Below are 21,319 nucleotides of genomic sequence, written 5' to 3' on the forward strand. Positions count from 1 at the left end.
AGTTGGAGAGTTGGTGGGGTGTAAGTGTAGCAGCGCACTGACGTGAGGAGTATGAATGGATAGCGGGATCAAGCTTCTGAAATAGAACGAGTCGTTCAATAAAACTATTTCCTTATACAACCCCGTTTTACTCTACTTTATTCAAATAGTAGGGATTTCTTGTTTTTTAATTTGAAAATTGTGTAACTTAGTAATGTTAAAATAATTACGAATTTAAAAATATATAATATGAAAAAACATTTATTCCCTTTGTTTTTACTGCTATTAGGTGTGAATGCACAAGCACAGCAAGATATTTATGCAATAACAGGAAAAGAGACTCAAAGTATTAATTTCAATGATTTCCGTACCATTGATGCTATAAATGGAACTTCAGGAGACAAAATTTTTACGACTGATTCTTCTGCAAAAGTATTTTCACAAACTAGAAGAGGGGCTGTAGCTGAAGACAGAAATTCTTACAGCAATTCTCAGGCGGTAACTTTAGCAGCGCTGGCTTATGACTCATCTAATAACAGCCTTGTATATATGCCTATGTTTTCTTCTAATATCTATGTTTTAAATCCTCAGACTAAAGAGATTACATTGGTAGAGAATAATGTTGCAAGAGTAACATCCTGTGATATCAATTCTCATATTACAAGAATGGCAACAGGATATAATGGAAATATTTATGCTGTTAATAACGCAGGGACACAATTTTTGGAAATCAGTAAGAAAAATGGACAGTATGTAGTAAATGATCTTGGAATTATTAAAGATGATACTTCTAACGGTAGAAATTCGTTTACTGCTATGGAAACTGGTTTTGGGGGAGATATGATCGCTGATGCAGAGAATAACTTCTACATTTTTGCTGCTTCAGGGAACGTTTTCAAAGTTCTGACAAAGGATCTAAAGGCAAAATTTGTTGGTAAAATCGCAGGTATTCCAGATAACTATTCTGTAAATGGAGCTGCTGTAAACAGTCAGGGGAAAGTAGTGGTAGCAAGTGCAAAAGGTGCTGCTCTGTATGAAGTAGATTTGCTGACTTTACAAGGTAAGCAGATCCCTGGAGAGCAGGGACTTCATATTTATGATTTGGCAAGTAAGTACTTTGTAAATGATAAAGCTTCTGCAGTCAATACACTGTCAAATCTGGATATTTATCCTACTAAAGTGGATGAGCATTTTATCAATGTTCATGTAAATAATAATATCAAAGGCAATATCAAGTTGAATATTTTTGATATGTCAGGTAAAAATGTAATGACTGAGAATTTGTCTATAAAAGAGAGTTCGTCTGATCAGAAGGTGTATCTTAAAGGATTGATAAGCGGTGCTTATATTGTAAATATCGTTGATGAATCTGGTAAAGTAATACTCAATAAGAAGATTCTTGTAACAAAATAATTGAACATACATTCAGTATATAAAGACCTTCTCTAATCATTTTGAGAAGGTTTTTTAATGATTATTTGATATTCAATAAGTTTTATTTTTCGATATTAAAATGTATTTTTATAAAAAAATATTGATGAAACTATACTTTAATGTAGGATATATTGTAAAGGCTGGAGAAAATTTACAGTTGGTAATTGGAGAAGATGGGGCTGCAGTACATATCCATACTATGTTTTATGCAGAGAATGGATTATGGAAATGTGAGGTAGATAATTTCTCAAAATCCGTTTCTTATCAATATCGTGTTGTAGATGAAAAAGGAAATGTACTAAGAGAAGAATTTGTTCCGCATCATCTTAGTTTTCCACATAACTATAAGGAATTTATTATTGTTGACGAATGGAATAATAAAAATTTCCCCGAGAATTATTTAAACAATAAAATCCTCTACAATAAGCTGCATGATTTTGTTCCTGAAAAAATAACTGTTTTAAAAAAACATACCCATTTATTCAGAATAGAAGCTCCTATTTATAATCCGGACTGGAGAGTCGTATTGTTTGGAAGTACAGCGTCTTTAGGACATTGGGATTATGGAAAAGTCATTCATTTGAATCAGACAGATTTTGGAATGTGGGAAGCTTCTGTTGAAATTCCTGAAAATGAATTTATCCAGTTTAAATACTGTCTTTACGACACCAAAGAAAATAGAGTTATTGATGTAGAAACCGGAGAAAACAGATTTACGGTTGCTAATCCATTAGCGGATGTCCTGCAGATTGTTTCCAATCATTATTTTAGATTCAAAGGATATCAGATGTATCACGACGCCGGTGTTGCTGTACCTGTATTTTCTTTGAGAAGTGAAGATGGGTTCGGAGTAGGTGAGTTTGCAGATATTAAAAAATTAGCCGATTGGACGAAAGAAACCAACCTTGGTATTATTCAGATCCTTCCGATTAATGATACAACAGCTAATTATTCATGGACAGATTCTTACCCTTATGCGGCAGTGTCTGTGTATGCTTTACATCCACAATATATCTCCATAGAAAAGCTTGATTATTCTTTACCTAAAGAATTAGTTGATGAGTATTCGTCTGAAAAAGAGACTTTAAATGCTTTAGATCTGGTTGATTATGAAAAAATGATCGAAAGTAAGTGGAAATATCTGAGAGCAGTTTTCAATACGGAAAAAGATAAAATTTATAAAGACAGAAACTTTAAAAAGTTTATTAAAGATAATGAGCATTGGCTTGTTCCTTACTCGGCATTCTGTGTATTGAGGGACAAATATAAAACTCCCAATTTCAATGATTGGAAGACTCACAAAAAATATATTGCAGGAAAAATATCACAGTTCTTTACAACGAAAAATAAAGATTATGATATCTCAATGCTTCATGCCTGGGTACAATATCAATTACATGTACAGCTGAAAGATGCTGTTGATTATACTCATAACCTGGGAATTTCGTTGAAGGGAGATCTTCCGATAGGAATTTACAGACACTCTGTGGAAGCTTGGACAGAGCCTGAATTATTTGGAATGGATTTCCAGGCCGGAGCCCCACCAGATCAGTTTACAGAATTGGGCCAAAACTGGGAATTCCCTACTTACAATTGGGAAGCCATGAAGGAAGACGGTTACAGATGGTGGATAAACAGGTTCAAAGCATTGGAGCAGTATTTTGATGCTATGAGGATTGATCATATTTTAGGGTTCTTCAGAATATGGAGAATGCCTATTTCTGCTGTACAGGGAATTTTGGGATACTTTTACCCGGCTGTTCCTATTGTAGCGGAGGAATTTAAAGCTTGGCAGATTCCATTTAATGTTGACAGGTATTGTAAGCCTTTTATCAATAATAAGATCTTATGGGATCATTTTGGAAAAGACAGTGAGAAAGCTCTTGAGTTTATGAATCGCAACGATGATGGAACCTTTTCATTTAAAGAAGAATTTGATACCCAGAGAAAACTGGTTAATTTCTTTAAGAAAAAATCATACGGCCAGCTTGAAGAGCAATTAATTTCCTTATGTGCCAATGTTTTGTTTTTGACAGAGGAAAGAAATGGGAAGACGGTTTATCATCCTAGATTCAATGTGTACAACACAGAATCTTATAAATATCTTCCGGAGTCTGAACAGAAAAGTATTTATGACCTGTATCACGACTACTTCTTCAGAAGACAGGATCATTTATGGTTTGAAAAAGCCATGGAAAAACTTCCGGTAATCCTGAATGCTACCAAAATGCTGATCTGTGGAGAGGACCTTGGAATGGTTCCTGCCTGTGTACCGGAGGTAATGGACGAATTAGCAATTATAGCCTTGAAGGTACAGCGAATGCCTTCTGAAAATATTCCGTTCTATAATCCTAAGAGTGCAAGCTATATGAATGTGGTTACAGCTTCTTCGCACGACAGTTCAACTTTGAGGCAGTGGTGGAAAGAAGATCCTGCACTTACACAAAGATATTTCAATCAACAGCTGGTACAGTACGGAAAAGCACCTGCGGATCTTAATCCTCATCTTGCGGAGATTATTATGAAGCAGCATTTATATAACGATGCAATGCTGGCTATTTTCCCAATCCAGGAATTTCTTGCAACAGATCCGGAGCTTACCAATAAAAAAATAGATAATGAAAGGATCAATAATCCTGCAGTTTTCCCTCACTATTGGCGTTACAGGATGCATATAAAGCTGGAAGACCTGAAAAACAAGGAATCTTTCAATAAAAAGATAGCCCATTGGATAAAAGATAGTGGAAGAGTGTAAATTTAACACCTGATTATCAATTAGTTAATAATATTTTAAAAGAAGTTTGATCTAACGATTTAACTTCTTTTTTTTATTTGTATCCAAAAGATAGAATTAAGATATTCTGTTATATATTAACCAATTAACGACTATAGAGATGAAAAAAATACTTTTGGGATTAGCTTTTGGGTTAGGCGTTTTGACGTCAGCTCAGCAATATCCGAATAATGGTTGGGGTGATGACGGTTATTATCAGAATGGAGAAGGCTATTATAGCGATGAAGATGACAAAAATTATTTCCCTGATGATTATTATTACAATTATCCTCAGGATTATTATCCAACTGATTATTATCAGAGCTATTATAACGATTATAGAAATAGTATTGTCAATATCGACTGGAACGGATTTTTTGTACAGAACAGATTAAGCCGTTGGCAGGTAGATCAGATCATGAGACTCAATAATCTGTACGCCAGTTTTACAACGTGGAATAATTTCTACAGATATAATCCGGACAGATGGTATTACGATAGGTTTTATGCGATGGAAAGAATTTTAGGACCAAGAACATTTGTTGTTTTTCAAAATAACTATTACAGAGGTTCAAGCCCAATCGTCTATTTCCAGAATTACAGAAGAACATATTATGGACCGAGATATACTGTGATGCCAAGATATAGAAATATCAATATCAATATTTACAGAGTAGACAGATCAAGACTCCGCAGAATGGATAACCCTACTTTTGATGTGATCAGAAGAGACAGCAGAGCAGACAACGGTTTCAAAAATACAAGAACAAATGGTAATTCAGGAGGCTTCCGTGGTAATAATGGAACTCGTGATAATTCAGGCTTCAGAGATAATAATGGAGGTGGCTTCAGAGGAAATTCTGATAATGGGGGAACCAGAGGAAACTCGGATAATAACGGAGGCTTTAGAAATAGCAATGGAGGTGGTTTCAGAGGAAACAATGAGGTAAGAAGAGAAGCGCCCAAAAGAGAAGATAATGGCGGTGGTTTCAGACAAAAATCTGAAAATTCAGCTCCAAGACAGGAAAACCGTAATAGTGGCGGTGGTTTTAGAGGCAGTTTAGTAAGGAATTAATTTTCATATATTATATTTAAGTGGTGTGAAGGGTAGGTTTTTATAATCTGCCCTTTTTTTTATTATTTTTTAGTTTATTTTTATTAAAATTTAACATTAATTATTAATTTATCAATTTAACTTATGTTTTAATTCATAATCAAAAAGGTATACTAACAAAATAACAATTAATTAAATTTTAAAAAAGATGAAAAAATTAGTTTTAGCAATAGCATTTATCGGAATGGGAAGTTTTGCAATGGCACAGCAGACCAATACAACTCCACAGGACAGACAGGCAAGAGGCGCCGAAATGAAGCAGAGAATGGAGCAGAAACAACAGGAGCGCTTAGACCAGATGCAAAAAGACCTTAATCTTAATCAGTCTCAGGTAGCTCAGATTAAAGGACTTCAGGACAAAAGAAAAGCTGAAATGAAGTCAGAGTTTGAAAAAAATAAAGTAGACAGACAAGCCAAAATGCAGGAGATGATGGCCAAGAAAGCACAAATGGACGCAGATATGAAGAAGATTCTTACCCCTGATCAATATGATAAATGGCAGGCTGATAGAAATGCAAAAGCAGAGAAAATGAAAATGGCAATGAAAGAAAGAAGAATGATGAAAAAGCCGATGAACACAGGGACTGCTGAAGTAAAATAACAGCCTGTAATTTTATTTTTTTAATGTATTAAGGATGGATGCTTTTCCATCCTTTTTGTATTAATTTTCTTTAAAACCTTTGATTTCGGGCTTTTATTCCTTATTTTTGACTATAAATTTAATACTTATGGTTAGCGAAAAAATTGCAAAATTAATTAACGAACAAATTGCCCACGAACAATACGCCGCTCAATATTATCTGTCAATGTCTGCATGGTTTTCCGGAAAAGATTTGGATGGAATTGCCAACTATTTCAGAGTACAAAGCAAAGAAGAATTGATGCATGCCGATAAAATGTTTGATTATTTGAATGACGTAGGCGGGGAAATTATCATCGGGGAAATTCCAAAACCTCCACATGAGTTCGAAAGTGCAACGGATATTTTTGAGAAAGCATTGGCTCATGAGAAAATCGTAACTAAAAGTATTTTCAATATTGTAAAAAATGCTAACGAGGAAGGAGATTTTGCAACAACATCATTCATGCAGTGGTTTATCAACGAGCAGGTAGAAGAAGAAGCAAGCGCTTCTCAGTATGTAACAAAAATCAAAATGGTATGCGATAATCCATCAGCATTATATCTTTTTGATCAGGAATTGTCTCAAAGAGTATTTACTCCGACTCCAACAGTTTAAGATTGAAAATTCTTTTCAAAATATAAAACCGCTCTCCTTTTGGAATAGCGGTTTTTATTTTCAATAAAAAATACTCCTGGCATTAGCCAATACTGAATATCTATTATTTTGATTAAAATTGATAGTGTAATAGGGAAGGTTACTTTTTCTGTTTCTTTCTTTGTATTTTGACTGAGGTAATAAAAACAAATGCTCCTAATACAAAACTCAGAAACAAAGATTTTACAATATTCTCAGTTGGCATATACCGACGTCCATCCTCTGTGACAGGCGGGTCAAAACCATCTATAATATGATAGGTAAGCACTGTAGAAACCGACGTAATCAAAAGACTTACAACAAAGGATATTAAATATATTTTCATGGTATTGGTGATCAAAACAAATAACTGATCAGACAGTATTCATCGTTAATAAAAATAATAAAACCTTTTATATTTAAAACAGTTTTTAATATAAACCTTTTGATAATGTTATAATTGAAAATATTATAGATAAATAATCTGAGTCTTAATAACTTTTTTACCCAGACGTTCAAGGATATTTTTATACCCTTCTACCTGTGCCTCATCCTTGGTTTTCTGTTCACCAGTCTTGAAATCAACAATGATATATCCCTCTTCACCCTTTAAAATACGGTCAGGTCTGAATATATGACTTTCTCCATTTTCAGAGATCATAATATCTTTTTCGTTGATCACTTCCCACTTCTCATCAAAGAATTCTGCGTAGGTTCGGACGATTTCCTGTAGCGTAATCTGTATTTCATTTTTTTCCTCCAATGTAATCTGACCCTCCAGTGCGTATCCTTCCAGGACCTTTGTAATATCCTTTTCAGTATTGATCTTCGATAAAAGTTCATGTACGAAAAGCCCGATTCTTACCTTTTCATTTCGCACCTGGTAATTTTTAGAAGGAGTAGCAATCTTGATGGAAGTACTTTTCTCATTGACGTTCTTCAGATTCTGTATATTCTGGGTTTTAAAAGGTGAGCTTTTATCTTTAGAATGTTTCTTCAGCATCTCAGGATTTACGTCATACACGTCAAATTCATCAGCTTGTTCTGAATTTTTTGTCTGAAGGAATTCCAATAGCTCAAGATTATTAGACGTTTTATTGGCTTTTTGAAGATAGAAGAACAGCTGCTCAACAGGCCTTGTGGTAGCAACATACTGCAGACACAATCTGTCAATCAGGTTTTTATAAGCGTTTTTAGTGTTGAAAAACAGAATTTCATCATCATAAGCTTCCAGATTTTTACTGAACTGGTTGATGTTGACTGATTTTAAAGCTTCGTTTTCATTGGTATCAAACCAGTTGGTAAATTCACTATCCCGGTTTTTGTTCATCATAGGGATGAAAACAATAGGAAACTCCAGCCCTTTAGATTTGTGAATCGTCATGATCTGAATTGCATCAATGTTTTCTGAAGCCTGAATGGTATACGAAGAAGCCTCTTCATCCCAATATTTCAGAAACTCTTTGGTACTGGCACCTGCATTTTGTGTAAAATTGAAAAGCATCTCGAGGAAGTTCATCAGAAAGTCAGTTTCCTTGTTTTCAACAGAGAATTCATTGATGTAATATTCAATAAAATTATACAGATTGAATCTCGGGAAATTATCCTGTTTAAGACGCAGCGAATATTTCTGCTGAATAAACTGAAGTATTTCTTCATGGCCTTCAATATCCAGAATTTCTTTCATTTCTAAAGTGAAATCCGGCATAGTAATTTTCCCCACTGTATTCAGATGATACATCATCATGATCAGACAAGGTTTATTCTTAGGATTGAGTTCCCATCTCAGAAATTCAATAACAGCTTTTAACGTATTAGAAAGTTCCAGTGTAAGACCCTTATCAGAAATTGTTTTAATATTGGTTTCCTCACCAAGATAATTGACTTTTAAATTTCCCAGTTTTTGAGAATAGCTGAAAATATCAAAATTCCCACGGCAAAGAATGGTGATATCAGAAAACTTAAAACCATTATTCAGGCACTCCTGAATATCTTTCCGCATTCTTTCCGAAGTATCATTGTAAAACTCTTCATTCGTAAGATTTTCGATCAGATTAACCTTTACACGCCCATCAATCTTTGATTTTGGACTTTGCTCAGCATCTGCCCCGAAAATATTCTTATGCTCTTCCAGCAGGCCTTCAGAATGATATCGATACAGTTCGTTATTGAACTGTACAATATTTCTGGCGCTTCTCCAGTTATCCTTTAAGACAAGAAGATCCGCTTCCTTTGGTGAAAATTCTTTTTTGTTGATAATATCCAGCATCAGTTTACTTTCTCCACCACGGAATCGGTAAATACTCTGCTTGGGATCGCCAACCAATGTAAATGAAGTATATTCTGTAGAAACGCTGTGATCCCTCAGAGGGACAAAATTTTGCCACTGCAGTTCTGAAGTATCCTGAAACTCATCAAAGAAATAATGTTGAAACTGTGAACCAACTTTTTCATAGATAAAAGCTGAAGGCTCGTTTCTGAGGTTTTCATTGATCAGGATATTGAATTTGGAAAGAAGAACAAGATCATTTTCCTCTTCAATTTTTTGAAGTTCGTCCTGAATATCTTTATTAACCTTTAAAGGAAGAAGAGCAGACAAAATTTTCTCTTTCTTCTGCGTTTCAATGTACAGAAGGATAAGTTTCATCCTGTTGTCCAGAAGCGCATCAAGGATTTCAAAGATCTCAGACTCTTTATGTTTTGACTTTGAAGAAGCTCCTTTCCTGTAATTGTTGATAACAGATTCTTCCTGGGTGGTAGGAAAAGGAAACCCTGGTCTTTTTTGTTGATAAAAATCGGTCACTTTAGTAAAGAAACCTCCGATTCCGTTTTTTCCCTGGGCAAAATCTTCAATCTCTATATTTCTCGATTTGAACAATTCAATAGAACTGGCAGCCAGCTCTGCGGAACTTTTTTTATTTAAAACAATTTCTTTACGAAGTGTATTCTTTATATCTTCATAATTGGCATCATCAAAACTCTTATTGCTTTTCAGATGTTCATAATGAATATCCTTCACAAATTCTTTTGCCGAATCATAAAGGTTTTTATTAAGATTGATTCTTTCATTATTTTCAAGACTGTAGTCTACATAATCCATGAAAGAATTGGAGATCGTTTCGTTTTCACCAATTTGGTCCAGCATTTTATCAACAGCTTCTATTAGAAAAGGTTCCGCTTCAATTTCAAGATTAAAATTTTTAGCAAGTCCCAATTCGTATGAAAAACTTCTTACCAGTCTTGAATTAAAACGGTCAATCGTTCCGATATTCAGTGTGGAATAATTGTGGAGAACATAGTCCAATAGCCTTTTAGAACGTTCATGAAGATCATCGATCGTTATTTTTAAACCTTGTTCTTCAAATGCTTTCTGAATATTTTTCAGATCTGTATTCTCTGCATACTCTTTTGCTGAGAAATTTCCCAGCCAGGATAAAATTCTTTCCTTCATCTCGTTGGCTGCCTTATTGGTGAAAGTCAGTGCGAGAATATTCCTGATCGACTGCTGTTGATTAGGATAGCGGAGACAGATCATCAGAAGTCTTTGTACCAGGGCGTATGTTTTCCCTGATCCGGCAGAAGCATTGATGACTGTGTAAGAATTTTGCATTGTTAAAAGAGGATTGAGACTGCAAGTTAGCTAAAATTTGAAAGAAACTTTAACAATTTAATCGGCCTATTTAACAGTTTACAAGGCAAAAATCAAAAAGAAATATTAAAACGCGTTAACTGTGGTTAAACTTATGGTAGAACTTAAAAATAATTTTAGCTTTGCTTTATAAAAAATAGCCTGTGAAACTTAAACTATTCCTTTTCTTGTCCTTTATCTTTTTTATTCAAACCCATGCTCAAAGTTATATATTTGGTAAGATTACTTCCGAAGGCGGTGCTGAAATGCAGGATGTCAATGTAATCAATATCAGAACAGACGAAATAGTAGTTTCAAATAGGGATGGACATTTCATGATTTCCGGAAGAGAAGGAGATGAGTTACGCTTTATAAAAGCAGGATATGAGCGTTTGGCAAGAAAAGTTTCTCAGGAAAATACCCAATCTCCCATGAATGTAAGCCTTGTACGGCAAACTATTCAGATTCCTGAAGTTGAAGTAAAGCAAGGCCTTACCGGAAACTTAAAAATAGACTCAAAACTTTACAATAAGCCTAAGAAAGTAGAAAAACTGATTAAAGATATTGATCAGTATATTGCTCAGAAATCAGACCCAAGAATATTGGCGGCGAGGCCCGGAGAATTTGTACAGCCGAAAGGGCAAGGATTTTCTATTGGGAAAGTAAAAGATAAATGGGATGATGTAGATTTGATGAAATACATCAGAGCGAGTCTTGGAGATGAGTATTTTACCAATCTTAAAATAGAAAAACCTCTGATAGACCATTTTATTTATTACGTTTTTGCAGGCGGTTTTGAAAGAAAAAAAATCCTGAAATATGGATTCTGCAGTGATGCGGATCTGTATAGGTTTCAACGTTTTGTTCTGACAAGAATCTCATCCTACCGTACTCCACAAACTCAAAAATAATGGGGATGATACGTATCGAAAAAGGTTTGCTTCTTGTGATTTTTTGTATCGCTTCAGGATTGTGGGGCCAGCAAAAAATATCAGGAAAAGTCATTACAGGAAATGAACTGGATTTAACTCCTGTGTTGGTTGTTAATATCTCAAACAGCAAAAGCATGTTAAGTGATATGTCCGGAAGGTTTGAGATCGAAGCAAAAGAAAATGATGAGATCAGATTTGTAAAAGAAGGGTATTACCGTGTTGATAGAAAAATTACCGGAGAAGACATGAATGCTCCGTTGAATATCATTTTGAAGAGAATGGAGATCCAGATTCCTGAGGTAAAAATAACATACAAACCTACAGGAAATTTGGCTAAAGATAATCAGCATTTGAATGAATCCCGAAAAATTCAGTCATTAAAGTCAGATCTGGAGAGTTATATGAAGAGTCCCCTTATTCAGGCTCTCCCAAATAATACCATATCAAAAACTTTTACAGGGCATGATTTTAATGCAGGGCAGGTAAATGTGCTTGGAGTGTTGAGCGCTGTAGCTGGTTTGGTAAAAAAAGCAACAAAACCTAAAATTACCAAGGCCAATTACAATGAAACTCAGGATTTTCTTAAGAGAGTAAAAAATCAGATCAATCTGAGTTTCCTGAAAAAATATGGGATGGACGAAGAGCAGATTGATAGTTTTCTTCTCTATGCAGAAAAAACACGTTCACTAGCAAAAAGATTTAGGAAAGATTTTCAGATAAATGATGTAGAATATGAGCTTAAAGTAGCATTCGCAGAATACAGTAAAACGAATAAACTAGAAGGAACTCAAGAATAACTTTTATAAAAATTGAATTATTTCACTAAAAATATCGAAGCATTGAGGCTGAGAAAAATTTTTCTTTTCCTTATGATGCTGTGCAGTACTTTTATCTTTTCTCAGCAGACCGTGACAGGACGAATAGTAGATGAAGCTGGTGGAGATTTAAGTAAGGTAATCGTTATCAACATGTCTACCGACAAGAAAGTATATTCTGATGCACAGGGAATTTTTTCTATTGAAGCCAGTCCTAATGATGAGCTGAGATTTGTAAAAGAAGAGTTCAACAGAACATCCAGAAGAGTTCTTACCAATGGTATCAATTCACCGCTGTTTATTACTCTTTATCAGATTCCGAGAGATGTGGGGGAAGTGAAGATCGTTAAAAAACTCACCGGAGATCTGGAAGTGGATTCCCGAATTGTGGCAAAAGTAGACAAAGGAGAACAGGTAAGAGATGCTGTAGGTCTGCCACAGCCGGTGGGTAAAATGAGAGAAAAGCCTGCGGAAGTGAAAAGTGTTCTTTTACCCATACTTCTGGGAAACCTGAATGTTCAGGGAGTATATGATCTGATAAGCGGTAAAGCGAGAAGACAGAAAAGACAATATAAATATGATGATCTCCAGGAACATATTGCCTGGGTTCGGAACAGGATAGATGATGATTACTTTGTAAAAGCAGGAATCCCGGCTGATAGGATTTCAGAATTTATCCAGTTTTCATTTTTGGCGAAACCGCAGGTACGAACTTATGTGAAAGCAAGAAACCTTTCCGGTGTCATGCTAAGGCTAGAAGAAACAGCACCTCTTTTTATTGAAAGATTGAAACAGCAGCAAAAGTAGCTCTACGCGCCTTCAGATTTCTGTTCTTAAAATGTTAAAAAAATCTTAAAATAATGGAATGGAAATTGATACAGTCTTGTTGTAACAACAACCAAATTCACAAATTTTATGAATAAAAACATTTTTGCAGTAGCCATCGCAGCACTAGGTTTTGTAATTGGACTCGGGCTTTTAGGAAATGCCATTAAAAATAGAAATAAATCTGAAAATACAATTTCTATAACAGGACTTGGAACAAAACAATTTACTTCAGATCTGATCACCTGGTCCGGAAGCTTTTCCAAAAACAATATAGATCTGAAATCTGCTTATGATGAACTGGCAACAGACAGAAAAGTAATCAACGATTACTTGCTTTCAAAAGGAATACAGCAGAAGGAGATTGTATTTTCATCGGTAGATATTCAAAAGCAGTTCAGAAGCTATAATGATTCAAACGGGAATTATGTACAGGGAGAATTTTCTGGTTACAATCTTACCCAAAAAGTATCCATTGAAAGTAAAGAAGTCAGCAAAATAGAAAACTTATCCAGAAATATTACCGAAATTATCAACCGTGGAATTGAATTCACCTCCTCTTCACCTGCCTATTTCTATACTAAACTTGCAACAGTGAAACAGGAAATGATTGCCAGTGCAACAAAAGATGCTAAGGAACGTGCTGAAAAAATTGCAGAAAATTCAGGAAGCAGACTGGGAAATCTGAAGAAAGCAACAATGGGAGTGATCCAGATTACAGCGCCCAATTCCAATGAAGATTATTCATACGGTGGAACTTTCAATACTTCTTCCAAAGAAAAAGAAGCTAGTATTACAATAAAGTTGGAGTACGAAGTAAATTAACAGAAAATTTGTCTAGTAAACTTCATAAAACTTAGGTGTACTTATTATGCATAGAGCATGGCTTACAAAAAACTTAAGTGTTTAAAATTTTTATGCCTAAAAAAATAAATGAAAAATGCCGGAAAAACAATTCCGGCGTTTTGTATTTTAAGCGTAAACAGTATTACATATTTCATTTTTAAGCTCCTCTATATTTTCAGGAGTATAATTGGCTAGCAGCCATAAATTCAATGACTTTTTTCCTTCACCATAGCTCGGTTGGATATGAGTGGTATCGATCAGGCTAAAATTATTTCTCTGATAGAAAGAATACCGTCTTGATGCATCTTCGCTCAATTCTGCAGGCTCAATTTCTAAGATAATATTCGGATAACTTTCTGATAAGTGATTCATGATATGAGATCCCAGCTTTTTACTTCTGAAGGTCTCAAACACTTCGAAATGTTCTACAAAAACAAAAGAACTCAGTTCCCAAAGAATGAGATAACCTATAGCTTCTGATTCATGAACAGCAGACATGAATTTTACCCGCGGATTTGAAAATAAACCCACAAATTGTTCTTTATCTCTTTGTTCGTCTACAGGAAAAGTGGTCGTATAAGAAGTATAGATTTCCTGAACTCTATGATCTTCAGCAGAAGTAATCGGTAAAAATTCCATAATTTATAAATCAAAGACGCTGGGTCTTCTGGTGATAAAAATATCTTTAATCCAAAGCATAAATGCCAATCCCAAGTAGATCAGAAAGAAAAAACCTGCTGTGGCAAAAGTAGAATAGATGAAGAAAATTCTCAATTTAGATACAGGAATTCCCAGCTTGGCACCCATTCTTGTCAGTACACCAAACCATTCTCTTTCCATTTTATGACGGATATTACTCAGCATTTCCAGATTGTTATTTAAAAGTTGAATCCTAATACTGCAAGGTAAGCAATTTTTTTGATAAAGGTTTTTGAATGATGGGATCTGTTCGGGGATAATTATTCTTTTAAAAGTTTAAATCCGATACTGCAGGCTAAACAGTTTTTTGTTTCACAATTGGTTGTATGATGGTAAATCAGACTTTGGCTTTCGAGAGCATTGGTGATTTTAAGCCCCAGTTTTTTCCATCCTGTTATGACGGTGTTTTTCTCAGCAGAAATATCTTTATACATTTCAATAATTTCATCTGTAATCTCTTCCCGATGATATCTGTGGTAAGAATACTTTAAAGGAAGAACTGTGTTTAAAATCAGAATATCAATAAAATCTTTACTCAGCGTTTTAGGATGTACTTTTGAGATATTTCCGAAATTGAAACGGGAATCCCAATATTCAGAAGCTTTTATAGAATTGAAAATGCTATACAGCTGATCTGTATTTCTGGTCTCCATGATCTTTGAGAATAAATTCTGATGTTTGTAAAGGTCTGCCAATTGAGAGAGGCGGATTGTGGGGAAATTAGGAGGTCTTAATCTTAAAAATTTAGGATGAAACTTAAGATCTGAAATAGAAAACTTGGCTTTGATGAATTCAAATTCTCTCTTCCAGATTTTCATCTGTTCGTCATCCGGATGATCAAGCCATCCTGAAATTCCAAACAATAAAGCTTCAAGCTGAAGAGGATTCTGACGAATTTTATTAATAATGCTGTAATCCACACTTTCTGCAATCTGCCGGAAAAGATGGGCATTAACTTTTAGCCCGAACGAATAAGCAAAGCTGTGAAATAAAACGGCTTCAAAATTATTTTTGTATTGACTTAAACTCTGCTCAAGTTCTGAAGATTTCTCATCCAATTTTTTCAGAATATTCTCTTCATGAAAATGGACCGGGATTTTTTCTGTATCGAATATATTTTCGCAGGTAATAAATTCTTCTTTGTCGACAAATTTTTCATATTTCCAGACTATATTTTCATCAATATAATCCTTCAGTTCCAAAGTAGAAACATTCTTTCCGGTAAATTCATTAATGTCTATATCGTGTAGAAAAACGACATGCAGAATGATATTCTGATAATTGGGATCCAGGGAGTGGTTATGGAAAATCCAGTCTGAGGAACGGACGTGGAGTTCTATATTTCCTGCAAGAAGCAAGCCGTTGATTCTTATTTTGGCGTCCAGAAAATCGGGGCCTGCATTTTTATTCCATTTTCCAAAATGGATGATCTCAACGGAATTACCTTCAATATCCTTGAAGTCAAAATGTTTGAAAACCTTATAGTTCCAAAGATATTGAAGTAATTTTTCCGTCATAAGTATGACGATAAATATAATAGAAATATTATACTTTCGTCAGCTCCTTATTAAAATTTTCTATGGTTGTTCTATACATTTTCTCATAGATAGGAAGAATGTTTTTCAAATCGAATTTTATAGCCTGATCTTTCGCATTTTGTTTCATTTTGGCTAAAAGTTCATCATTGCTTAATAATTTGATGGTGTAGTTGCTCATGGCTTCTACATTTCCGATTTCTGCAAGATATCCGGTCTCTCCCTGAATGTTTACTTCAGGAATTCCTCCCGCATTGGAACTGATAACCGGGGTATAAGCTGCCATTGCTTCCAAAGCTGCCAACCCGAAACTTTCCTGCTCCGAAGGAAGAAGAAATACATCTGAAAGCTGTAAGATTTTATAAAGATCATTCACTTTTCCCAGAAGACGGATTTTTGAAATAAGCTCAGGATTTTCTTCCAAAAACTGATTTACCTTTTCCATATCAGGACCTTCCCCAATGATGATAAGTTTAGATTTTACCTTCTTCTCTACATTTTTAAAGATTTGTAATACTTCATCTACACGTTTTACAGGACGAAGGTTGGATACGTGAATCAGAATTTTTTCATCAGGATTCGCAAATTGTGTTCTCTGGCACTCAGAGCAGTCATCAAATTCAGAATTGTCAATAAAATTGGTAATCACCTGAATTTCTTTTTTGATGTTGAAAAACTGAAGCGTATCTTTTTTCAGACTTTGAGAAACGGAAGTAATCGCATCAGACTGATTGATTGAAAATTCTACAGCATGCTTATAACTTGGATGCTGACCTACAAGGGTAATATCTGTACCGTGCAATGTAGTCACTAGTGGAATATCATTATTATCTTCCTGAAGCATCTGTTTGGCTGTAAAAGCCGCATATGCATAAGGAATGGCATAATGTGCATGAAGAAGATCCAGTTTATAAAGATTGACAACCCTGTAGATCATCGAGCTTAACGCAATATCATAAGGCTGATACTGGAAAAGCGGATAGGTCTGAACATTTACCCTGTGAAAGAAAATATTCGGGTTGGTGATGTCTAATCTTGCAGGAAGTGCAGAGCTGATGAAATGTACTTCATAGCCTTTATTGGCAAGAGACATTCCTAATTCTGTTGCTACAATTCCGCTTCCTCCATATGTAGGATAGCAAAGTATGCCTATTTTCATTAGATTATTGTTGTTTTGATGTTGTGTTATTAGGGTTTGCTGAGGTAGCTGCATTAAGCTCTATACCCATTCCTGGTTTCAACTGGTCATTGACAAGTACAGGAAGTTTCCCCCATATTTTTGTTTTTCCGTTTAAGGCATCTGCAGTAGCGTTCATTGAATCCTCATTGTTTTCATAAGAAACAAGAACGGTTGAAACTTTTGAAATATCAATATCCTTTAATGCATATGCACTTCCGAATACATTCAGTATTACATTTTGATTTTTGGTAAGATCAGAAAGTACTTTTTTTGATTCTTCAGAGATTTTGTAAGGCTTGTAAGCTGTTGAGTTATCCTTATGGAAACCCACGATTACTGTAGAACCTGCCGGAATAGTATTAATTTCGCCCGCTTTTTTAATGATGGCATTGTTTCCTAGTCGGTTGGCAAAAGTCTGATAAGGCGCTTCTTCCAGAGGAACATAATAAATCTGTTTTCCTGTAAGGGGCAGTAATTTCTTTTCATCCTTTAATAATGTCAATGCATTGGAATAAAGATTCTGTACTAATTGAGTATGAGAATCATTATTCAGGTCTGTATTGATATTTTCAGGTTTTTTTGGAGTGTATTGAGTCAATCCAAGAAAATATTTGGTTAATAAGATCTTTTTTACACTTTCCTCTACTCTGGATTGCGGGATTTCTCCTTTATCAATGGCTTTCTGGATCAGTTTTTTACCTTCAGAAACGCCTTGCGAGAAAAGCATAATATCATTTCCTGCTTTGAACGCCATAGCATCCAGTTCACCCGGTTTGTATTTATTGGCAACAGCACCCATATTGAGTGCGTCTGTAATGATTAACCCTTTATAGCCTAATTTATCTTTAAGTAATCCAGTAATGATATTTTTAGAAACAGATGCCGGAATTCCCTTCCCTGATTCTAAACTTGGAACATATAAATGGGCCACCATTACTCCGCCGATTCCTTTATTCATCAACGCTTTGAATGGTGCCAGTTCTATAGTATTAAGTCTGTCTATATTGTGGGAAACTACCGGAAGATCAAGGTGTGAGTCTGTGCTGGTATCTCCGTGACCTGGAAAATGTTTAATGGCTGCTAATATATTGTTATCCTGAAGACCATTAGAATAGGATAGGGCAGAGCTGATTACGTTATTCACTTCAGAACCAAAACTTCTGTTTCCGATGATAGGGTTATTTGGATTGGTATTAACATCCACTACAGGAGCAAAATCCCAATTGATACCCATTCTGTGACAATCTTCAGCAATTTTTGCTGCCATCTGATAGACAAGGTTTTTATCCTGGATGGCACCCAATGTCATGGCCCATGGAAATTTATGAGCGGTTGCAATTCTTTGGTATAGTCCCCATTCCGCATCCATACCGATCATCAAAGGGATTTTAGATTTTTGCTGAAACTCATTTACCAGATTGATTTCTCTTGCTGCATCATCCTGCATTAAAATCAAACCTCCTATTTTATCATTCGCAACAATATTTCTTACCTGGCTGATATAGTCTTCTCCTTTATTGGTATAAAGTGCAACAATAAAAAGTTGTCCTAACTTTTCATCCTGAGAAAGATTTTTGTATGTCTTTTCAACCCATTGCTGAGCCTTTTTCAAATCTTCCTTAGAAGCATTTTTAGGCTGGTACTGGGCATTAACTTTAGGACTTATCAATGCTACAATAAAGAGTGAAGTATATAATAATTTCTTCATGACTTTTTGAATAAGAACAAAAATACAATTAAAAAAATGATGAAAACAAAGTTTTTGCAACTTTTGGTATATGATTTGAATAAGCAATATAAATAATAACTAAACTTTAATAAGAAATGAAAAAAATACTTCTCTTTTTATTCCTGGGTGCTGTAAGCTTTACTGCTTATAGCTGTGATAAGGACGACGATGTTGTTGTACAGGGAAAGGACTATGATACGATAAACCAATCTTTTGATTTAACAAATGTTAGTTTCACAAAGGTTAATGATAATCTTTACAGATGGAGTGATGATTTTAATAGCCCATTAGTACAATCCGATATGGTGCTTATTTATATGCAGATCGGAACTGATGGTGGGGCGCCTCTCTGGAAACTTCTTCCATATACCTATTATGTGGGTAATGCAAATAAAGATGCAGTAGATTATATTTATGAATTCAGTAAGTTTGGAGCTACCATTAATATTAACTCTACTTCTACATTCAGTTTAACAGCGAATCCATCTTACTATCAGAATAAAAACTTCAGAGTTCTTATTCTTCCGGCTAATGGAACGGGAACCGGTGGAGCAAAATCGGCTAAAAGTAGTGCAGTAGATTACAATGATTACAAGAGCGTAATTAAATATTACAATATTGACGAGTCTAAAATCAAGACTAAATAATTTAGAAATATCTTTTCAGTTTTTTATAATTAAAAAAGTCCCGAGAGCAATCTTGGGGCTTTTGATTTATAAACATAAGAGGTACGACCAAGCTATTAATTTAAATGTATTTATATGTGAGAGAATCTGATTAGGTTGTTTAGTCTAGTTTTTTTTAGATGCGGAAACAAATGGTTAGATAATAAGAGATCAGGAAAATAAAAAGCTTCAGAAATATTCTGAAGCTTTTGTTTTATTTAGTTATCATTGTCATCCAGAAGATGTCCAAAGAAGTCTTTTTTTGTTTGCAGATATCCTTTGCTTATTTCGTTGGCAGGAATCTGTAGCGGTACTCTTGAATTAAGGTGAATGTTGCTGTCTACTACATATTTTACCTTTTCAGGATTATTGGTCAAAAGATTGATATCTTTTACATCCAGTAGATTAAGGATTTCAATCGCTACGCTGAAATTTCTATCATCTGCAGGAAGTCCCAGTTGAAGATTGGCCTGTACAGTATCCAAACCTTTTTCCTGTAGGGAGTATGCCTTTAGCTTGTTGATGATCCCGATGTTTCTTCCTTCCTGGCGAAGGTAGATGATAATTCCACCGTTTTCATGGATATATTTCATTGCAGCATCCAATTGCTGGCCGCATTCACATTTTTTTGAATGGAAAACTTCTCCGGTAATACATTCTGAGTGGAAACGAACATTAACTGGTTTTGAGAAATCTGTATTTTCTGCAATAATCGCCATATGAGGCATCCAGTCGTTTACGTTTTCGGAGAAAGCGATCATTCGGAAAGTACCGTGTTCTGTAGGAACATTGGCTTCCGCTTGAATTTTAATCATTGATTGTTCGATTAGTTTTTAACTTCCTGGTAAAGCATCTTCAATAACAGAAATATTGGTTTTTAAGCGAACCAGATATCTGTTGAGAACATCATCGTCATCTCTGTCAAGATTTTGCCTTAGCTTTTGAATTTTTTTGTAAGATTTTTCGAAGCTTTTAAGGGCTCTTCCCTTTCCCGTAGAATTGTTGGCATCAATAGCATATAAATAATTCTGAAGGCTGTATTTCAAACTGGTGATCTCATCATTCAATCCATTGTTTTTAAACTTAGGAAAAGTAGAGATCATATTTGAAATTTCAGAAGCATTTACATTCTCTTTAATATTGATATTAAAATTCTTCTTTGAGCCTCTGTCGGAATCAGAACCTTTGGTATCACTATAAAAATTATTTGACAGCGGAGAAAGGTTAAGCTTTTCCGTTGCGCAGGAAGATGTTAATATGATAAGTACTCCAAGAAAAATTAATCGTTTCATTTCTGTTGCCCTTTTTGATAAAGGATTGGGTTAAGACTTTCATCGTTATACATTTTCATTTGTTTGTATACTTTCATCTTAACGTTACCGTTCTCAATATCAGCAAGCAACTGATTTATAGAAGTTGACAGATCTTCTTTCTGAGTAAGCAGAACATCCAGTTTAGCCTGGCAGTTGTTTCTGTGTTCTTCAGAAGCAGATTCTCTATTAGCTTCTAACGACATATGATAAACCTTTAATGCAAGAATTGATAATCTGTCTACTGCCCAAGCGGGAGTTTCTGTATTTATTTTTGCTTCAGATTTAGGAGTTATATTTTCAAACTTATTAAGGAACCAGCCGTCAATATACTCTACCAGGTCAGTTCTTTTCTGATTGGAGGCGTCTATTGTTCTCTTCAGTTGAAGAGCTTCAGCCGGATCAATATTTTCATCTCTAATTATATCTTCCAGATGCCATTGAACGGTATCAATCCAGTTCTTTGCATACAAAATCCGTTCCAAACTATCTTTTTCGAACGGGTTACTAATTAGAGTGTTAACGTCATCAGACACGTGATAGTCTTCAATAGCTTGATTGAAGACCTTCCATGCAGTCTCAGTAAATTTCATTAATTC

At 34.9% G+C, this 21,319-nt stretch carries 20 protein-coding genes; 10 read left to right on the forward strand and 10 right to left on the reverse strand.

All coding sequences use genetic code 11. The features are described from left to right. The first annotated feature begins 228 nt into the window (after nt 1–228). The 5 genes from DBR39_RS22875 (at nt 229) to DBR39_RS22895 (ending at nt 6,538) form a co-directional block, all read left to right on the forward strand. A complete protein-coding gene (locus tag DBR39_RS22875) occupies nt 229–1,392 on the forward strand; it encodes a T9SS type A sorting domain-containing protein (protein WP_124536996.1) in 1,164 nt (387 codons plus the stop codon). Between the two features lie 124 nt (nt 1,393–1,516). After that, entirely contained in the window at nt 1,517–4,168 is a 2,652-nt protein-coding gene (locus DBR39_RS22880; RefSeq protein ID WP_124536997.1) for a 4-alpha-glucanotransferase, read from the forward strand. 139 nt (nt 4,169–4,307) lie between these two features. Beyond that, entirely contained in the window at nt 4,308–5,261 is a 954-nt protein-coding gene (locus DBR39_RS22885) for a hypothetical protein (protein ID WP_124536998.1), read from the forward strand. A 187-nt stretch (nt 5,262–5,448) separates the two neighbouring features. After that, nucleotides 5,449–5,901 carry a hypothetical protein gene (locus DBR39_RS22890; RefSeq protein WP_124536999.1) on the forward strand — a complete coding sequence of 151 codons (453 nt, stop codon included), beginning with the start codon at nt 5,449–5,451 and terminating at the stop codon, nt 5,899–5,901. 127 nt (nt 5,902–6,028) lie between these two features. Beyond that, nucleotides 6,029–6,538, forward strand: a complete 510-nt coding sequence (locus DBR39_RS22895; protein ID WP_109739280.1) for a ferritin — start codon at nt 6,029–6,031, stop codon at nt 6,536–6,538. Between the two features lie 139 nt (nt 6,539–6,677). Here DBR39_RS22895 and DBR39_RS22900 read toward each other — a convergent pair whose 3' ends face one another. Further along, nucleotides 6,678–6,902, reverse strand: coding sequence for a hypothetical protein (locus DBR39_RS22900; protein WP_124537000.1), 225 nt, complete (start codon nt 6,900–6,902; stop codon nt 6,678–6,680). A 123-nt stretch (nt 6,903–7,025) separates the two neighbouring features. Continuing rightward, complete coding sequence (locus DBR39_RS22905) at nt 7,026–10,166, reverse strand: UvrD-helicase domain-containing protein (protein WP_124537001.1); 3,141 nt, start codon at nt 10,164–10,166, stop codon at nt 7,026–7,028. A 182-nt stretch (nt 10,167–10,348) separates the two neighbouring features. Between DBR39_RS22905 and DBR39_RS22910 the strand changes: the two genes are divergently transcribed. The 4 genes from DBR39_RS22910 (at nt 10,349) to DBR39_RS22925 (ending at nt 13,581) form a co-directional block, all read left to right on the forward strand. Further along, complete coding sequence (locus DBR39_RS22910) at nt 10,349–11,095, forward strand: hypothetical protein (RefSeq protein WP_124537002.1); 747 nt, start codon at nt 10,349–10,351, stop codon at nt 11,093–11,095. Between the two features lie 5 nt (nt 11,096–11,100). Further along, entirely contained in the window at nt 11,101–11,913 is an 813-nt protein-coding gene (locus DBR39_RS22915; protein WP_228447904.1) for a hypothetical protein, read from the forward strand. A gap of 12 nt (nt 11,914–11,925) precedes the next feature. Further along, complete coding sequence (locus tag DBR39_RS22920; protein ID WP_228447905.1) at nt 11,926–12,738, forward strand: carboxypeptidase-like regulatory domain-containing protein; 813 nt, start codon at nt 11,926–11,928, stop codon at nt 12,736–12,738. A gap of 108 nt (nt 12,739–12,846) precedes the next feature. Further along, the gene (locus tag DBR39_RS22925; protein WP_124537004.1) at nt 12,847–13,581 is read left to right on the forward strand and encodes an SIMPL domain-containing protein; all 735 of its coding nucleotides are present in this window, start codon (nt 12,847–12,849) and stop codon (nt 13,579–13,581) included. Nucleotides 13,582–13,728: 147 nt separating this feature from the next. Here the strand turns inward: DBR39_RS22925 and DBR39_RS22930 are convergent, their stop codons facing one another. From DBR39_RS22930 to DBR39_RS22950, 5 genes are all read right to left on the reverse strand, one after another. Beyond that, complete coding sequence (locus tag DBR39_RS22930) at nt 13,729–14,241, reverse strand: GNAT family N-acetyltransferase (RefSeq protein WP_124537005.1); 513 nt, start codon at nt 14,239–14,241, stop codon at nt 13,729–13,731. 3 nt (nt 14,242–14,244) lie between these two features. Next, on the reverse strand, nt 14,245–14,466 hold the full coding sequence (locus DBR39_RS22935) for a PspC family transcriptional regulator (protein ID WP_124537006.1): 222 nt from the start codon (nt 14,464–14,466) through the stop codon (nt 14,245–14,247). Between the two features lie 95 nt (nt 14,467–14,561). Next, nucleotides 14,562–15,818: a DUF2851 family protein gene (locus DBR39_RS22940; protein WP_124537007.1), complete on the reverse strand. Its 1,257-nt coding sequence runs from the start codon at nt 15,816–15,818 to the stop codon at nt 14,562–14,564. 28 nt (nt 15,819–15,846) lie between these two features. Further along, on the reverse strand, nt 15,847–16,995 hold the full coding sequence (bshA, locus tag DBR39_RS22945) for an N-acetyl-alpha-D-glucosaminyl L-malate synthase BshA (protein ID WP_124537008.1): 1,149 nt from the start codon (nt 16,993–16,995) through the stop codon (nt 15,847–15,849). A gap of 4 nt (nt 16,996–16,999) precedes the next feature. Then, complete coding sequence (locus tag DBR39_RS22950; protein WP_124537009.1) at nt 17,000–18,724, reverse strand: glycoside hydrolase family 3 protein; 1,725 nt, start codon at nt 18,722–18,724, stop codon at nt 17,000–17,002. Nucleotides 18,725–18,840: 116 nt separating this feature from the next. Here DBR39_RS22950 and DBR39_RS22955 point away from each other — a divergent pair, with 116 nt between their 5' ends. Then, entirely contained in the window at nt 18,841–19,392 is a 552-nt protein-coding gene (locus tag DBR39_RS22955) for a hypothetical protein (RefSeq protein ID WP_124537010.1), read from the forward strand. 236 nt (nt 19,393–19,628) lie between these two features. Here the strand turns inward: DBR39_RS22955 and ribA are convergent, their stop codons facing one another. From ribA to DBR39_RS22970, 3 genes are read right to left on the reverse strand one after another with little or no spacing between them, the layout of a single operon-like run. Then, entirely contained in the window at nt 19,629–20,225 is a 597-nt protein-coding gene (gene ribA, locus DBR39_RS22960; RefSeq protein ID WP_124537011.1) for a GTP cyclohydrolase II, read from the reverse strand. A gap of 18 nt (nt 20,226–20,243) precedes the next feature. Beyond that, on the reverse strand, nt 20,244–20,702 hold the full coding sequence (locus DBR39_RS22965) for a hypothetical protein (RefSeq protein ID WP_103234784.1): 459 nt from the start codon (nt 20,700–20,702) through the stop codon (nt 20,244–20,246). Then, complete coding sequence (locus DBR39_RS22970; RefSeq protein WP_103234783.1) at nt 20,699–21,313, reverse strand: DUF4254 domain-containing protein; 615 nt, start codon at nt 21,311–21,313, stop codon at nt 20,699–20,701. Before DBR39_RS22970 ends, DBR39_RS22965 begins: the two co-directional genes overlap by 4 nt. Nucleotides 21,314–21,319: the final 6 nt, after the last annotated feature.

This window comes from Chryseobacterium sp. KBW03 (assembly GCF_003852415.1).
Classification (GTDB): Bacteria; Bacteroidota; Bacteroidia; order Flavobacteriales; family Weeksellaceae; genus Chryseobacterium; species Chryseobacterium viscerum.

Coding starts and splice junctions, on each gene's coding strand:
- DBR39_RS22965 (WP_103234784.1), bottom strand. CDS start 20,702: ATGAAACGATTAATTTTTCTTGGAGTACTTATCATATTAACATCTTCC.
- DBR39_RS22890 (WP_124536999.1), top strand. CDS start 5,449: ATGAAAAAATTAGTTTTAGCAATAGCATTTATCGGAATGGGAAGTTTT.
- DBR39_RS22885 (WP_124536998.1), top strand. CDS start 4,308: ATGAAAAAAATACTTTTGGGATTAGCTTTTGGGTTAGGCGTTTTGACG.
- DBR39_RS22950 (WP_124537009.1), bottom strand. CDS start 18,724: ATGAAGAAATTATTATATACTTCACTCTTTATTGTAGCATTGATAAGT.
- DBR39_RS22875 (WP_124536996.1), top strand. CDS start 229: ATGAAAAAACATTTATTCCCTTTGTTTTTACTGCTATTAGGTGTGAAT.
- ribA (WP_124537011.1), bottom strand. CDS start 20,225: ATGATTAAAATTCAAGCGGAAGCCAATGTTCCTACAGAACACGGTACT.
- DBR39_RS22970 (WP_103234783.1), bottom strand. CDS start 21,313: ATGAAATTTACTGAGACTGCATGGAAGGTCTTCAATCAAGCTATTGAA.
- DBR39_RS22895 (WP_109739280.1), top strand. CDS start 6,029: ATGGTTAGCGAAAAAATTGCAAAATTAATTAACGAACAAATTGCCCAC.
- DBR39_RS22900 (WP_124537000.1), bottom strand. CDS start 6,902: ATGAAAATATATTTAATATCCTTTGTTGTAAGTCTTTTGATTACGTCG.
- DBR39_RS22955 (WP_124537010.1), top strand. CDS start 18,841: ATGAAAAAAATACTTCTCTTTTTATTCCTGGGTGCTGTAAGCTTTACT.
- DBR39_RS22935 (WP_124537006.1), bottom strand. CDS start 14,466: ATGCTGAGTAATATCCGTCATAAAATGGAAAGAGAATGGTTTGGTGTA.
- DBR39_RS22940 (WP_124537007.1), bottom strand. CDS start 15,818: ATGACGGAAAAATTACTTCAATATCTTTGGAACTATAAGGTTTTCAAA.
- DBR39_RS22880 (WP_124536997.1), top strand. CDS start 1,517: ATGAAACTATACTTTAATGTAGGATATATTGTAAAGGCTGGAGAAAAT.
- DBR39_RS22930 (WP_124537005.1), bottom strand. CDS start 14,241: ATGGAATTTTTACCGATTACTTCTGCTGAAGATCATAGAGTTCAGGAA.
- DBR39_RS22905 (WP_124537001.1), bottom strand. CDS start 10,166: ATGCAAAATTCTTACACAGTCATCAATGCTTCTGCCGGATCAGGGAAA.
- DBR39_RS22915 (WP_228447904.1), top strand. CDS start 11,101: ATGATACGTATCGAAAAAGGTTTGCTTCTTGTGATTTTTTGTATCGCT.
- DBR39_RS22925 (WP_124537004.1), top strand. CDS start 12,847: ATGAATAAAAACATTTTTGCAGTAGCCATCGCAGCACTAGGTTTTGTA.
- bshA (WP_124537008.1), bottom strand. CDS start 16,995: ATGAAAATAGGCATACTTTGCTATCCTACATATGGAGGAAGCGGAATT.